Origin of the sequence: Micromonospora sp. NPDC005205, assembly GCF_040608275.1 — a bacterium.
In the GTDB taxonomy this organism is placed as follows: domain Bacteria; phylum Actinomycetota; class Actinomycetes; order Mycobacteriales; family Micromonosporaceae; genus Micromonospora.
This window is the reverse complement of sequence record NZ_JBEXHV010000003.1, coordinates 165,374-178,984: the sequence shown is the minus strand read 5'-3', so window position 1 is coordinate 178,984 and position 13,611 is coordinate 165,374. Positions and strand designations below refer to the sequence as shown.

At 72.3% G+C, this 13,611-nt stretch carries 18 protein-coding genes; 12 read left to right on the top strand and 6 right to left on the bottom strand.

What is annotated here, in order from left to right; all coding sequences use genetic code 11:
* Positions 1–61: 61 nt before the first annotated feature.
* On the bottom strand, positions 62–436 hold the full coding sequence (locus tag ABZU43_RS08205; RefSeq protein ID WP_124820325.1) for a DsrE family protein: 375 nt from the start codon (positions 434–436) through the stop codon (positions 62–64).
* 12 nt (positions 437–448) lie between these two features.
* Here ABZU43_RS08205 and mtfM point away from each other — a divergent pair, with 12 nt between their 5' ends.
* Together mtfM and ABZU43_RS08195 are read left to right on the top strand one after the other, a co-directional pair.
* The gene (mtfM, locus tag ABZU43_RS08200) at positions 449–553 is read left to right on the top strand and encodes a small membrane protein MtfM (protein ID WP_030327764.1); all 105 of its coding nucleotides are present in this window, start codon (positions 449–451) and stop codon (positions 551–553) included.
* Between the two features lie 61 nt (positions 554–614).
* The gene (locus ABZU43_RS08195; protein WP_355006080.1) at positions 615–1,205 is read left to right on the top strand and encodes an FABP family protein; all 591 of its coding nucleotides are present in this window, start codon (positions 615–617) and stop codon (positions 1,203–1,205) included.
* 3 nt (positions 1,206–1,208) lie between these two features.
* Here ABZU43_RS08195 and ABZU43_RS08190 read toward each other — a convergent pair whose 3' ends face one another.
* On the bottom strand, positions 1,209–2,090 hold the full coding sequence (locus ABZU43_RS08190; RefSeq protein ID WP_355005809.1) for an aminotransferase class IV: 882 nt from the start codon (positions 2,088–2,090) through the stop codon (positions 1,209–1,211).
* Positions 2,091–2,158: 68 nt separating this feature from the next.
* Between ABZU43_RS08190 and ABZU43_RS08185 the strand changes: the two genes are divergently transcribed.
* From ABZU43_RS08185 to ABZU43_RS08170, 4 genes are all read left to right on the top strand, one after another.
* Complete coding sequence (locus tag ABZU43_RS08185; protein WP_091402843.1) at positions 2,159–2,587, top strand: Fur family transcriptional regulator; 429 nt, start codon at positions 2,159–2,161, stop codon at positions 2,585–2,587.
* The gene (locus tag ABZU43_RS08180; protein ID WP_355005808.1) at positions 2,584–3,696 is read left to right on the top strand and encodes a folate-binding protein; all 1,113 of its coding nucleotides are present in this window, start codon (positions 2,584–2,586) and stop codon (positions 3,694–3,696) included. The genes ABZU43_RS08185 and ABZU43_RS08180 overlap by 4 nt, the downstream gene beginning before the upstream one ends.
* Before the next feature lie 23 nt (positions 3,697–3,719).
* Positions 3,720–4,547: a 3-keto-5-aminohexanoate cleavage protein gene (locus ABZU43_RS08175; protein WP_355005807.1), complete on the top strand. Its 828-nt coding sequence runs from the start codon at positions 3,720–3,722 to the stop codon at positions 4,545–4,547.
* A 94-nt stretch (positions 4,548–4,641) separates the two neighbouring features.
* Positions 4,642–5,601, top strand: coding sequence for an asparaginase (locus ABZU43_RS08170; RefSeq protein WP_355005806.1), 960 nt, complete (start codon positions 4,642–4,644; stop codon positions 5,599–5,601).
* A 7-nt stretch (positions 5,602–5,608) separates the two neighbouring features.
* Here the strand turns inward: ABZU43_RS08170 and ABZU43_RS08165 are convergent, their stop codons facing one another.
* The gene (locus ABZU43_RS08165; protein WP_355005805.1) at positions 5,609–6,406 is read right to left on the bottom strand and encodes an alpha/beta hydrolase; all 798 of its coding nucleotides are present in this window, start codon (positions 6,404–6,406) and stop codon (positions 5,609–5,611) included.
* A 112-nt stretch (positions 6,407–6,518) separates the two neighbouring features.
* On the opposite strand from ABZU43_RS08165, the gene ABZU43_RS08160 reads away from it, so the two are divergent.
* The 6 genes from ABZU43_RS08160 (at position 6,519) to ABZU43_RS08135 (ending at position 10,715) form a co-directional block, all read left to right on the top strand.
* Positions 6,519–7,094, top strand: a complete 576-nt coding sequence (locus ABZU43_RS08160) for a helix-turn-helix transcriptional regulator (protein WP_355005804.1) — start codon at positions 6,519–6,521, stop codon at positions 7,092–7,094.
* Positions 7,091–7,729 (top strand): hypothetical protein, encoded by a 639-nt coding sequence (locus tag ABZU43_RS08155; RefSeq protein WP_355005803.1) that lies wholly within the window; start codon positions 7,091–7,093, stop codon positions 7,727–7,729. Before ABZU43_RS08160 ends, ABZU43_RS08155 begins: the two co-directional genes overlap by 4 nt.
* Before the next feature lie 70 nt (positions 7,730–7,799).
* Positions 7,800–8,114: a DUF2516 family protein gene (locus tag ABZU43_RS08150; protein ID WP_334507220.1), complete on the top strand. Its 315-nt coding sequence runs from the start codon at positions 7,800–7,802 to the stop codon at positions 8,112–8,114.
* Positions 8,111–8,998 (top strand): alpha/beta hydrolase, encoded by an 888-nt coding sequence (locus ABZU43_RS08145; protein WP_355005802.1) that lies wholly within the window; start codon positions 8,111–8,113, stop codon positions 8,996–8,998. The genes ABZU43_RS08150 and ABZU43_RS08145 overlap by 4 nt, the downstream gene beginning before the upstream one ends.
* Positions 8,999–9,009: 11 nt before the next feature.
* Positions 9,010–9,747 carry an alanyl-tRNA editing protein gene (locus ABZU43_RS08140; protein WP_355005801.1) on the top strand — a complete coding sequence of 246 codons (738 nt, stop codon included), beginning with the start codon at positions 9,010–9,012 and terminating at the stop codon, positions 9,745–9,747.
* A gap of 53 nt (positions 9,748–9,800) precedes the next feature.
* The gene (locus ABZU43_RS08135; protein WP_355005800.1) at positions 9,801–10,715 is read left to right on the top strand and encodes an SDR family oxidoreductase; all 915 of its coding nucleotides are present in this window, start codon (positions 9,801–9,803) and stop codon (positions 10,713–10,715) included.
* On the opposite strand, the gene ABZU43_RS08130 is transcribed toward ABZU43_RS08135, so the two are convergent.
* The 3 genes from ABZU43_RS08130 to ABZU43_RS08120 are packed head-to-tail and all read right to left on the bottom strand — an operon-like array spanning position 10,706 to position 13,604.
* Positions 10,706–11,674: a YafY family protein gene (locus ABZU43_RS08130; RefSeq protein WP_355005799.1), complete on the bottom strand. Its 969-nt coding sequence runs from the start codon at positions 11,672–11,674 to the stop codon at positions 10,706–10,708. The two genes, ABZU43_RS08135 and ABZU43_RS08130, sit on opposite strands and share 10 nt — an antisense overlap.
* Before the next feature lie 23 nt (positions 11,675–11,697).
* Positions 11,698–12,339: a response regulator transcription factor gene (locus ABZU43_RS08125; protein WP_355005798.1), complete on the bottom strand. Its 642-nt coding sequence runs from the start codon at positions 12,337–12,339 to the stop codon at positions 11,698–11,700.
* Positions 12,336–13,604 carry a sensor histidine kinase gene (locus ABZU43_RS08120; RefSeq protein WP_355005797.1) on the bottom strand — a complete coding sequence of 423 codons (1,269 nt, stop codon included), beginning with the start codon at positions 13,602–13,604 and terminating at the stop codon, positions 12,336–12,338. The genes ABZU43_RS08125 and ABZU43_RS08120 overlap by 4 nt, the downstream gene beginning before the upstream one ends.
* Positions 13,605–13,611 lie beyond the last annotated feature (7 nt).

Here is a 13,611-nt window from a genome sequence, read left to right as displayed (position 1 = left end):
CGTCCGAGATGTCGGGTCGGTATCGACACTCCGCTCGGGTCGACAGGCCGCCGTCGTGCGGTCAGTAGACGAGCGCCTGCGCGCCCTCGGCCAACGCCTCCTCGACGAAGACCGCCGCACCGGCGATCCGGACGCCGGGGAGTACGTCGTCCGGGCCGATCTCCCGACGGGCCGCGCACTGCGTGCAGGCGGTCACCCGGCCGCTGGTCAGGATGACGTGCAACAACTCGGCCAGGGGCGCGGAGTGCGGCAGGTCGAACTGCTGGGCGCGACCGGGCAGCGCGAACCAGGTGGACTCACCGGTCAGCCAGAGCGAGACGTCCACCCCGGCCGCTACCGCCGTCGCGGCGACGGTGAATGCCTGCGCGCACCGCTCCGGGGCGTCCGCCCCTGCGGTGGCCTTCACGACGAGATTGCGGGCCATGTGGCCCAGCATAGGATGGCCGGGATGGTTACCGAGATCGGGTTTGTCAGCCTGCTGGTCGCTGGCCTGGGCGGGCTCGCCGGTGGCCTGGTCTACCTTGCCGTACGCATTTCGAGAGGACGCTGGTGAGCGCGAGGAGTGAGCCGGGCTTGCGAGCCCCGCAGTCGCGAACGAAAGAGGTGAGGTGACGCTGATGAGCGAGAACCCGCTGCAGCCGCCGTGGCTGAACGCGCCGCCGGTCGAGGAGTACCCGTTCGAGGAGAGCCACGACCTGCGGGTCGGGCCGAAGCTGCACCCCGCGCTGGACGCCCTGCTGCCGTACATCGGTCTGTGGCGCGGTCGGGGCAAGGGCGGCTTTCCCACCATCGAGGACTTCGACTACGCGCAGGAGATCCGGATCAGCCACGACGGCCGACCGTTCCTGCACTACGAGTCGCGTGCGTGGATCCTCGACGAGCAGAGCAAGCCGGTCCGTCCGGCCGGCCGCGAGGCGGGCTGGTGGCGACCGGTGCTGGTGGACGGGCGGGCGACCGACGAGCTGGAGGCGCTGATCACCACCCCGACCGGGGTGATGGAGCTGCACCTGGGCAAGCGCACCGGCACGCAGCTCGAGTTCGCCACCGACGCGGTGATCCGGACTCCGACCGCCAAGGAGGTCACCGGCGGGCACCGGCTCTTCGGCATCGTCGAGGGTGCGCTGCTCTACGCCCAGGAGATGGCCGCCATGGGGTACGGGCTCAGCCCGCACCTCTCCGCCCGACTCGTCCGGGTCGGCGGCTGACCGCTACCCGACGGGGAAGCCCAGCAGTGAGTGCAGGGCGGGGGTGCGCGGGCAAGGGCTCCGGCGCACCCCGTCCAGCTCTCGGATTTCGGCGAGCCCGCGCACGGACGAGCTGAACCAGACCCCGTCGGCGGCGTGCAGCTCGGCTGGCGTGACCATCCGTTCGGCGGCGTCCAGGCCCAGCTCGTGAGCGTGGGCGAGCAGCCAGGCCGCTGTCGTGCCGGGCAGGATGCCGGTGGTCGCGGCCGGCACGGTGCAGAGCGTGCCCTCGGTGAGCCACACCACGTTCGCGATCGGCCCCTCCAGGGCGTACCCGTCGGAGGAGACCCAGAGCACGTCGTCCACGCCGGCCCGCTGTGCCCAGCGGCGGGCGGCGCTGTTGACCGCGTACGACGTGGATTTGATCCCTGCCGGCAGCCAGTCGAGCCCGGTACGCGCGTCGGCGGGCACCCCCAACGGCAGGGTGGCCACCGTGATCCCGTTCTGCCGGGCCGCCCGCGACGACGCCGGCACCTCGGTCAGCGTGGCGTAGACGGTCGGCGGACCGCCGGCCTCGGAGCCCCGGGTGCAGACCAGTCGTAGCGCGCCCTCCACCGGTGCGGGCCAGCCCGCACGCACCGTGTCGAGCAGGTCGATGAGCGCGTCGGCGGGGGGCAGACCCAGGTCGACGGCCGCCGCGGCCGTGGTCATTCGGGCCAGGTGCTCGTCGGGCAACCACGGCCGGCCCTGGCGCAGGTGCATGGACTCGAAGAGCCCGTCGCCGTGCAGAACGCCCAGGTCGTCGCCGCGGAGCACGGGCTCGTCGGTCGCGATGAGGCCCCGCCCGAGCACGGCGATCCGCGGGCTGGGAGCAGCCGGGACATTGCCGACGGACGACGTCACCATGACCGCGAGCGTAGCGGTGATCGATCGCGGTGCGGGGAACAGTCTGGTGGCCGAACTATGATCGGAGCGTGTCCGAATCCTCCCTCGCGGAAATGCTGCGGGCCCGTGGGCTGCGGCTGACGGCCCAGCGGCAGCTCGTCCTCCAGGCGGTGCTCGATCTGGGCCACGCCACCCCGGAGCAGGTGCACACCGCAGTCCGGGAGGTGGCCGCCGGCGTCAACATCACCACCATCTACCGCACGCTCGAGCTGCTGGAACGGCTCGGTCTGGTCACCCACACGCACCTGTCGCACGGCTCACCGACCTATCACGCCGCCGGTGAGCACCAACACGTCCACCTGGTCTGCCGGGAGTGTGGCGCGATCGACGAGATCGATCCGGAGCTGCTCCGCCCGCTCGCCGACCAGTTGGCCGCGCAGCGCGGGTTCCGGGTGGACATCGGGCACGTGTCACTCTTCGGCGTCTGCGTACGCTGCGAGAACGGGGACGAAAAATGATCGACATCGCGGGCGCGGTGGCAGTCGAGAGCATCGACGAGGCCAGCCGTGACCAGCCGGATCCGGCACACGTCGCGGCCGGGGTGCGGGGGGTGGCCGCGCACTACGGCGACCCGCTGCGCGAGCAGCGCACCCTCGACACCGCTGTCGGGCTGGTCGACAGGTCGCACCGGGGGGTCATCGCGGTGCCCGGGGAAGAGCGGGCCAGCTGGCTGCACACTGTCACCTCGCAGCACCTGACCGCGCTCTCCGCGGGCGAGGGCACCGAGTTGCTGGTGCTGTCGCCGCACGGCCACGTCGAGCAGCACGCCATGGTCGCCGAGGACGGCGAGACCGCCTGGCTCGACACCGAGCCCGGTGCGACCGAGGGCCTGCTGACCTACCTGGAGAAGATGCGGTTCTTCAGCAAGGTCGAGCCACGCGACGCGACGGCCGAGCGCGCGCTGTTGTCGCTGGTGGGGCCCGCTGCCATGGAGGCGCTCGGCACGCTCGGCGTGACCGGGCTCGCCGCACCGGACGTGGTCGCGGTGCCGGGTCCGAAGTTCCCGCACGGTGCCGTGCCACCACGGGCGAGCGCACGGTACGACGTACGACCGCTGCCGATCGGCGGCTGGGCCCGACGTGGTCCGCTCGGGGTGGACCTGCTGGTGCCCCGGTCGGCGATGGACCAGGTGGTGGCGGAGTTGCGCGGCGCCGGCGTGCCGCTCGCGGGGCTGTGGGCGTACGAGGCGATCCGGGTGGCCGCCCGGCAGCCCCGGGTCGGGGTGGACACCGACCACCGGACCATTCCGGCCGAGGTCGACCTGATCGCCCCGGCGGTGCATCTGGACAAGGGTTGCTACCGGGGGCAGGAGACGGTGGCGCGGGTGCACAACATGGGCCGGCCGCCGCGTCGCCTCGTACTGCTGCATCTGGACGGGGTGACCACCGATCAGCCGCCGGTGGCCGGTACGCCGGTGACGCTCGATGGCCGGGCGGTCGGCTTCGTCGGCACCGCCGTGCTGCACCACGAGCTGGGCCAGGTCGCGCTCGCGGTGGTGAAGCGGAACGTCCCGGACGACGCCGCGTTGCTGATCGGCGAGACCGCGGCGGCGATCGACCCCTCCTGAGCGGGCCGTCTAGGATCGCCGGCATGACGACAGGGACGTTGATCACGGTGGCCCCGACCGGCGCTGAGTCGGCCAAGGCGGAGGTGCCGGCGCTGCCGGTGACCCTCGACGAGTTGCTGCTCACCGCCAAGGAGTGCGAGGCGCTCGGCGCCGCCGTGATCCACGTCCACATCCGCGACGACGAGGCCCGACCGACGCTCGACCCGGTGCGGCTGGCCGACACCGTGGCGGCGCTGCGGGAGAGCACCGACCTGATCGTGCAGCTCTCCTCCGGTGGCGCGGTGACCGACCCGGAGGCCGCCCGGCTCGCCGTGCTCGACGCCCGTCCGGACATGGCCTCCTGCACCATGGGCACTGTCAACTTCGGCGACGACGTCTTCCTCAACCGCTGGGAGTTCATCGTCGACCTGCACACCCGGATGCAGGAACGCGGGATCGTGCCGGAGTACGAGATCTTCGACCTCGGCCACCTGTCCGCGTTGCAGCGGTTGCTCGGCAAGTACGGGCTGCCGGCCGGCGGGCACGTGCACGTCGACTTCGTGATGGGCGTGCCGGGCGGGATGCCGGGCACCACCGAGACCCTCGTCGCGGCCCACCGGATGCTGCGGGACCTGCCCGAGGGCACCACCTTCTCGGCCACCGGCGTCGGCCGCAGCACGATCCCGGTGATGCTGGCCGCTCTGTCGACCGGCGGGCACCTGCGGGTCGGCATGGAGGACACCGTGACGTACGCGAAGGGCCGTCCGGTGGAGTCGAACATGCAACTGGTGGCCCGCGCGGTGGGTTTCGCCCAGCTCGCCCAGCGCCCGCCATTGACCACCATCGAGGCTCGCGAACTGCTCGGGCTGTAAGGGCAGGTCTGTCCCGCGCCCCTGTCACCCGGGCGGTGGACCTCCTGGTCACCCCGCCGCCGGGCACCCCCGGACCGTCGGTACCGTCCAGCGCGTGACGAAGACGTACGAGGGTGGCGCGCCGCTCGCCGAGGTGGTCCGGTCCGGGTTCGTGGAGGGTGCGCACCGCGGCTCGGTGGTGGTGCTTGACGCCGCCGGTGTCGCGGTGGCGTCCGCCGGGGACGTGACCTCGCCGATCTTTCCCCGCTCGGCCAGCAAGCCGATGCAGACGATCGGGATGCTCCGGGCCGGCCTGGCCCTGACCGACCCGGCCGACGTGGCGCTGGTCTCGGCGAGCCACGCCGGCGAGGAGTTCCACCTGGCCCGGGTCGGTGCGCTGCTGGAGCGCGCCGGGCTGGACGCGTCGGCGCTGCACTGCCCGCCCGACCTGCCGGTGGGGGCCGCGGCCCGGGAGGCGGTGCTGCGGGCCGGTGGCGGCCCGACCCGGGTGCAGATGAACTGCTCCGGCAAGCACAGCGGGATGCTGCTGACCTGCGAGGCCGCCGGATGGTCGCGGGAGGGCTACTGGCGGCCGGAGCACCCGCTTCAGCAGCGGCTGCGGGCCGCCATCGAGGAGTTCACCGGCGAGCAGGCGGCGGCGGTGGGGGTCGACGGTTGCGGCGCGCCGGTCCTCGCGGTGTCGCTGGCCGGTCTGGCCGGGGCGTACCTCCGGCTGGTCGACGCCGAGCCCGGCTCGGTGCCGCGCACGGTGGCCGACGCGATGCGGGCGTACCCGGAGATCGTGGGTGGCACCCAGGCCGACGACACGCGGCTGATGCGTGGTGTCCCGGGTGCGCTGGCCAAGGTCGGTGCCGAGGGCGTGATCGCCGTGGCGCTGCCGGGCGTCGGCGCCGTCGCGTTGAAGATCGACGACGGCGCCGACCGGGCCCGGATGCCGGTACTGGTCTCCGCGCTGCGCCGGCTCGGCGTGGATGCTCCGGTGCTGACCGAGTACGCCGAGGTGCCGCTCTTCGGTGGTGGGGTACCGGTCGGGGCGGTCCGCCCGCTCTGGTGAGCGCGCTCTAGCTCAGGAAGTCGAGCAGTGCGGCGTTGACCGGCTCCGGGCGCTCCAGCGGCAGCAGGTGGGCGGCGTCCGGCACGTCGGGCAGTCGTACCGCGCCGGGGACCTCGGCGGCGATCCGGTCGGCGAGCCGACTGATGTCCGGCACGTCGGCCGCGCCGGCGGTGACCAGGACGGGGATCTTCAGCTCACCGAGACGACCGATCGCCGGTGGCGACAGCTCTCCCACCTCGACCGCGCCGAGCGCCAGCTCCGCGGCGAGGGCACGCTGGTCCATCTCCTGCGCGAACGCGACCAGCTCCGGGTCGACGTCCTCCGGCTGGCGTCGCGGGCCGACCACCCAGAACCGCACCTCACCGGCCGCACCGGCGACGAAGTCGTCCGGGTCGACCTCGCCGACCAGGTCGTCCCAGAGGTCGTTCGCCTCGTCGGACCACTCGTTCCCGGAGACCGCCGTGTCGAACAGCGCGAGCGCGCTCACCCGGTCGGGGTGGGCCAGCGCGGTGTCGATGGCGACCGCCCCACCGAAGGAGCAGCCGACCAGGGCAGCCCGGGGCAGGTCGAGCGCGTCCAGCAGCCCGGCCACGTCGTCGTGGTGCGTGAACGGGGTCGGTGGGAGCTCGGAGTCTCCGTAGCCGCGCAGGTCCGGGACGATCACCCGGTGCCGGGTGGCGAGCGCGGACACCTGCCCCCGCCACATCCGCCGGTCGGCGATGCCGGCGTGCAGCAGGACGACGGGCGAACCGGTGCCGGCCTCGTCGTACGCGATGCTTGCTCCATTGACTGTGATCTTGTCCACGGACGGACCGTACGGATCGGTTGAGCGGCGCGCAAACGGGGTCCTGAGACCTTGCTAACTATGGTTAGCGTTTTGCTTGCAACAGCTAGCGCGGGCGGTTAGCGTCGCTGCCATGGCCACACCCAAGGACCTTCCCGATGTCGGCGGGTTCATCCGCGATCTTCGGCGCAACGCCAAGATCTCGCTACGGCAGCTCGCCGAGCAGGCGGGGGTCAGCAACCCGTACCTCAGCCAGATCGAGCGCGGCCTGCGCAAGCCCAGCGCCGAGGTGCTCCAGCAACTGGCGAGCGCGCTGCGGGTCTCCACGCCGGCGATGTACCTGCGCGCCGGTCTGCTCGACGACAAGGAAGGTCACGGGGTGCTCGCCGCCATCGCCGTGGACGCCGACCTGACGATGGCGCAGAAGCAGTCGCTCAGTCAGATCTACGAGACGTTCCGCCGGGAGAACACCCGGCTGGCCGAAGCCGAGACGGCGCAGGCCGACCAGGCCGCCGACCAGCCCGCCAGCCAGGCCGCCGACCTGGCCAACGTGGCCGCCACCGGCCCCACCACCGTCGGCGGCACCCCGACCGAGGCCGTGCTCGAGTCGGTCGCCGTCACCGAGGCGGGCACCGCTCCCGCCCCGGGCAGCACCAGCATCCCCCAGAAGAAGAAGGCCGCCGAGGCGGCCGAAGAGGAGACGTCATGAGCGAGCCGAAGACCAACCGCATCCCCGCCCCGATCTACGCCGCAGCCGGCGCCGGTGAGCTGGCCATCGAGCAGTTGCGCAAGCTGCCGGCCGTGGTCGGCGTCCTCAGCACCCGGGTCGTCGCCGACCTGGGCGGCCGGGCCGTGCTGACCGGCTTCGAGCTGAAGCAGAAGGCCACCGAGACGCTGCGCACCGCCAACGAGACCGCCGACCTGGCGAAGCTGCGCGAGGCCGCCGACATCGACAAGCTGCGCGCCGCCGCGACCCGCAACGCCGCCCTGGTGGTCGCGAGCGCCCAGGTCGCCCAGGAGCGCGCGTTCGCGGCGTACGGCGCGCTGGTCGCCCGGGGCGAGCGGGTCGTCGGTGCCGGCGTGCTGGAGGCCGCCGAGACGGTCAACGCCGACATCGAGGCCACCGAGGCCGTGGCGCCGGCCGCCACCCCCACCGCTGCCGCCACCCCCACCGCTGCGGCCCCCACCGACGCGCCGACCCCGGCCGACGTGGCGGAGATCGCCGAGGCCAAGCCGGCCGCCGTCAAGAAGGCCGCCCGCGCGCCGAAGGCCGCCAAGCCGGTCGAGGCCCCGTCGGCGAAGCTTCCCCGGGCCACCAAGCGGACCCGTCCGGCAGCCGAGTAGTTCACGTGGCCGCGACCCCGGTGGCGTCCTTGTCGGACGTAGCCGGGGTCGTGGACATAAACTGGCCGGCATGGCCAACGCCGCGCCGATCTTCGCCTTCGCCGTCCGTGAAGTGATCCAGCTGATCCTGCTCGTCTTCGCGCTGATCGTTCAGGGTGTCGCCCTGGTGCACGCGATCACGCAGCGCTCCGACGCCTTCCCCGCCATCGGGACGCTGCCCAAGGGCGGCTGGATCGCCATCCTGGCGGTCTGCCTCGTGCTCACCCTGCTCGGCTTCGGTCCGATCAGTCTCTTCGGACTGGTCGGCATCGCCGCCGGTCTGATCTACCTGCTCGATGTCCGAATCGGCCTCCGCGAACTCGGTGACGGCAAAGGGTTCTGGTGAGAGGTTTTCGCTGGCCGCCCCCACCCGACAGCGGGCCCCGCACCTGGGGTCCCGGGCCGGGTGGGCCGCGTACCGGCCGGCCGGCGCTGCCGGAGCCGGAGACCGAGCTGATCACCACCCCGCACGGCGTGCGGCTGGAACGGCTGGTCACCGGCACCGGTGATCCGGTCACCGTGTTCGCGCACGGGTTGGGCAACGGCATCGCCACCACCCGACCGTTCGGCAGTGGGGTGAACGGTCGCAAGGTGTTCTTCCAGTTCCGCGGTCACGGCCGTTCCGAAGCCCCGGACGGGCCGTGGGACTATCTGGACCTGGCCCGGGATCTGCGGGCGATCGCCGACCTTGGCGGCGCCAGCCGGGCGTTCGGCGCGAGTCTCGGCGCGGGTGCCCTCTGCCGACTCCTGGTGGAGAGCCCGGAGCGTTTCGACAAGCTGGTCTTCTTCCTGCCGGCGGTCCTCGACGAGCCACGCGGGCCGGCCGCCCGGGAGCGCATCACCGACCTGCTGGAGGCGGTGGAGAGCGGCGACGCCTCGGCGGTAGCCGACATCGTCACGCTGGAGTTGCCCCCGGCGGTGCGTAACACCCCGGCCGGCTGGGCCTACCTGCGACAACGGCTCGACCAACTGCTCCGCGACGGTCTCGCCGACGGTCTGGCCACGCTTACCGACCAGACACCGCTGCGCCAGATCGGTGACCTGACGGCGGTCACCGCACCGGCGCTGGTGATCGGTTGCGCGGGCGACGACCTGCACCCGGTCGAGGTCGCGGAGCGGCTCGCCGTGGCGCTTCCCCAGGCCACCCTGCACGTGTACGACCGGCCCGGCGTGCTCTGGTCGGAACGCGCCGATCTGCGGGACCGCATCTCCGGCTTCCTTAACGAGTAACCTGCCCTGTCATGGGCGTCACACAGCACGGCCGGACGCACCGGCTGGACCTTGCCGATCCGACAGTGCGCGAATGGACGTGCACGGTCCTGCACTCCGATGCCGAGCAGGGCATCGTGTTGGACCGTTCGGCGTTCTACCCGGGCGGTGGTGGCCAACCACCCGACCACGGTGTGTTGCTCTGGCAGGGCGTGCAGACCCGGATCGTCGGCACCCGCAAGGGCGACGACCCCTACCTGATTCCCGCCGAGGGTGACCCGCTGCCGCCGGTCGGCACCGAGGTCGTCGGCGCGGTGGAGGACGAGCGCCGCACCCGGCTGATGCGTACCCACTCCGGGCTGCACGTGCTCTGCGGTGTGGTGTTCCGCGACTTCGGCGCGCTCGTGACCGGCAACTCGATGGAACCGGGCGAGGCTCGGATGGACTTCAACCTCCCCGAGGTGCCCCCGGACTTCAAGAGTCGCATCGAGGAGCTGGTCAACGCCGAGGTGGCCGCCGACCGCTCGGTCGCCACCCGGGTGCTGCCGCGCACCGAGGCGCTGGCCCTGCCGGACATCATCCGTACCCAGTCCAACCTCATCCCGCCGGATGAGCAGGAGGTCCGGATCGTCGACATCGTCGGGCTGGACGTGCAGGCCGACGGCGGCACCCACGTCGCCTCCACCGCCCAGATCGGCAAGGTCCAGGTGGTGAAGGTGGAGAGCAAGGGCCGGGCCAACCGCCGGGTCCGGGTCCGACTGGTCGACTAGATCGAGTACCGAATTCGGACGTCGGTTGTGTCATCCCTGACAACGTCGCAGGCATGACACAACCGCTAACCGGAAAGATCGCGCTCGTCGCCGGTGCCACCCGTGGCGCCGGGCGGCAGATCGCCGTTCAGCTCGGCGCGGCCGGGGCCACTGTCTACGCCACCGGTCGTAGCTCACGGGCCGGCCGCTCCGAGATGGATCGACCGGAGACCATCGAGGAGACCGCCGAGCTGGTCAGCGCGGCCGGCGGCACCGGCATCGCCGTCCAGGTCGACCACCTGGTGCCCGATCAGGTCCGCGACCTGGTCGCCCGGATCGACGCCGAGCACGGCCAACTCGACGTGCTGGTGAACGACATCTGGGGCGGCGACCCACTGGTCACCTGGGACAAGCCGGTCTGGGAGCAACCGCTCGACGCCGGCTTCCGTACCCTGCGACTGGCCGTCGACACGCACATCATCACCAGCCACTTCGCCCTGCCGCTGCTGATCCGCAAGCCCGGTGGCCTGGTGGTGGAGATGGGCGACGGCACCAAGGCGTACAACGACGAGAACTACCGGCTGTCGGTCTTCTACGACCTGGCGAAGGTCTCGGTCAACCGGCTCGCCTTCAGTCAGGCGCACGAACTGAAGCCGCACGGCTGCACGGCCGTGGCACTGACCCCCGGCTGGATCCGTTCCGAGGCGATGCTGGAGCACTTCGGCGTGACCGAGGAGAACTGGCGCGACGGGGCCGCCACCGACCCGAACTTCCTCATCTCGGAGACCCCGGCCTTCGTCGGCCGGGCGGTGGCCGCGCTCGCCGCTGACGAGGAGAAGGCCCGCTGGAACGGCAGGTCCGTCGACGCCGGCAGCCTGTCCAAGGTGTACGGCTTCACCGACCTCGACGGCAGCCAACCTGAGGGTTTCCGCTACATCACCGAGGTGGTCGACGCGGGCAAGCCGGCGGACGTGACCGGCTACCGGTAGAGCGCGGCGAGCCGCTCGGCGCTCTCCGCGAACAACCGCCGCAGCTCGGGTGGGTCGATGACCTCGACCTCGGGGCCGAGCCCCAGCAGTTGGTGGTACGCCACCTGGACGGACTCGACCGGCAGCCGGGTTACGACCCACCCCTGCCCGTCGGGCTCGTCGGCGGTGGCGACCAGTTCGTCGTACACGTTGGGGGCATCGACCAGGTGCCGGAGCTGGCGCAGGCCGGCGGGGCTCAGCCGGACGGCGACCTCGGCCCGCAGCATGGTCCGCAGGAACGACCCGGCCTGCTCGCGCCAGTGCCCGGCCAGGTCGAAGCCCTCGTCGCGGTCGAAGCTCTCCTCGCCCACCTCGACCCCGGTGACCCGGTCCACCCGGTAGGTGCGCACATCGTCGCCGACGCGGCCGACCAGATACCAGACCCCACTCTTGAGCACCAGGCCGTACGGCTGGACCTGGCGGGTCACCTCCTGGTCGCCGCGTCGGTAGCGCAGCTCCACCACGGTGTCGCCCCAGACCGCCCGGGCCAGCTCGGGCAGCCAGGGCGGTGGCGTGCTCTGCCGGAACCAGCCCGGTACGTCCAGGTGGAACCGCTGCCCGGCCCGGGCCGGCGCGTCGCGCAGGGCGGGTGGCAGCGCGGCGAGCACCTTCAGCTCGGCGGACGCGACGGCGTCGGCGAGCCCCATCTCGCCGGCCGGTCCGGGCAGCCCGGCGAGGAAGAGCGCCTCCGCCTCGTCCCGGGTCAGCCCGGTCAGCCGGGTGCGGTACCCCCCGAGCAGGCGGTAGCCGCCGGCCCGCCCCCGGTCGGCGTAGACCGGCACGCCCGCCGCGGAGAGCGCCAGAACGTCCCGATAGACGGTCCGCTCGGAGATCTCCAGCTCCCGTGCCAGCTCGCCCGCTGTCATCGACCCGCGCGACTGCAACAGCAACAGCAACGAGATCAGTCGGGACGCGCGCATCCGCCCATCCTGCCCGGTGCCGCTCACCGCCCGCCGGGCGTCAGCAACCCCCGGTCGTACGCGGTGGCCACCGCGGCGGCCCGGTCGTTGACCCCGAGCTTGGCGTACAGGTGCAGCAGGTGCGTCTTGACGGTGGCCTCGCTGATGAACAGGCGGTTCGCCGCCTCCCGGTTGGAGGCGCCCCGGGCCACCAGGGTGAGCACCTCAAGCTCCCGTTGACTGAGCGGTTCCTCGGCGGGAGCGCGCAGCCGACCCATCAGCCTGCCGGCGACGCTCGGCGCCAGCACCGACTCGCCCCGGGCCGCGGCCCGGACCGCCCGAACCAGATCCTCCCGAGGTGTGTCCTTGAGCAGGTAACCGGTCGCACCTGCCTCAATCGCCGGCAGCACGTCCGCGTCCGTGTCGTAGGTGGTGAGCACCAGCACCCGGGCGGTGCTGCCGGTGCGAGCCAGCCTGCCGATGGCGGTCACCCCGTCCATGCCGGGCATCCGCAGGTCCATCAGCACCACGTCGGGTCGCAGCGACGCGACCAGGGCCAACGCCTCCGAGCCGTCCGCCGCCTCGCCCACCACCTCGAAATCGGGGTCACCGGTGAACATCCCCCGCAGGCCGTCCCGCACCACCGGGTGATCGTCGACGATCAGCAGCCGAACCGGGGCGGTCAACCGGCACCTCCGGGTAGCGCGGGGACGGACGCCGAGATGGCGGTGCCGTTGCCCGGCTCGGATTCGACTGCCAACTCGCCACCGACCCTTGTCACCCGTTGCCGCATGGCGGTCAACCCGTACCCGCCGCCCGGCTCACGGGGCGCTGGCTGGTCGGCGACGTCGAAGCCGGCCCCGTCGTCACGGACGTCGAGCGTGACCACGTCCGCCATGTACGACAGGGTCAGCCCGACCCGCGACGCGGCGGCGTGCCGGGCCACGTTTGACAGCGCTTCCTGGGCGGCCCGTAGCAGGGTCACCTCCACCTCCGGGTGCAGCGGGCGGGGCGTGCCGGTGGTGGCCACGTCGGCCCGTACCCCGTTCAGGGCCGACCAACGCCCGCCCAGATCGACGAGGGCGTCCGGTAGCCGGGCCGTCTCCAACGGTTCCGGGCGGACCGCCTGTACCGAGCGGCGGGCCTCGGTGAGGCTCTCCCGAGCCAGGGCGAGCGCGTTGTCGACGTGCCGGCGCCAGTCGGCCGACCGGTCGCGGCTCTGCTCGGCCGCCTCCAGTTGAGTGATGATGCCGGTCAATCCCTGCGCCAGGGTGTCGTGGATCTCCCGCGCCATTCGTTGCCGCTCGTCCAGCACGCCGGCCTCCCGGGCCTGGGTGAGCAGTTGGGCGTGCAGCCCGGCGTTCTCATTCACCGTCTCGGTGAGCTGGCGGTTGGTCTCACCGAGTTCCGCCACCAACCGCTTGCGCCTGGCGTCCTCCTGTTCGGCGATCACCGCGAACCAGCTCGCCGAGCCGGCCACCACCAGGTTGAACAGCACCAGCAACAGCCAGAGCGGCAGGTGCGACGCCACGACCGACAGACCACCGCCCTGCGACGTGGCGACCAGGGTGGCCGTGGTGACCACGCCCGCGACGCGCCAGCGCCCGGGCAGCACCGGAAAGGCGTGGATGTAGCCGATCCAGGCGAAGAAGCCGTACCACGGGCTGACGGCCACCAGCGCGGCGGCGAACGTGAGCAGCCCGGCGTAGTAGACCGCCATCGGTCTGCGCCGGCTCTGCCAGCCGGGGTGCACTGTGACGAACCAGGCGACCCAGCCTCCGGCCGCCACGGCGACGGCGAGGGTGGGCAGCGCCCCGGGCTGGTTAGGTGCCGGTGCGACGAGGGCCAGCAGGGTGCCCAGAGTCAGCCCGCCGAAGGGGAAGACGCGGTAAAGGATCGCCTCGTGCTCTCGCCATCTGGTCAGACGGTCGTGCCCACCGCTGCTGGTCATCGCATCT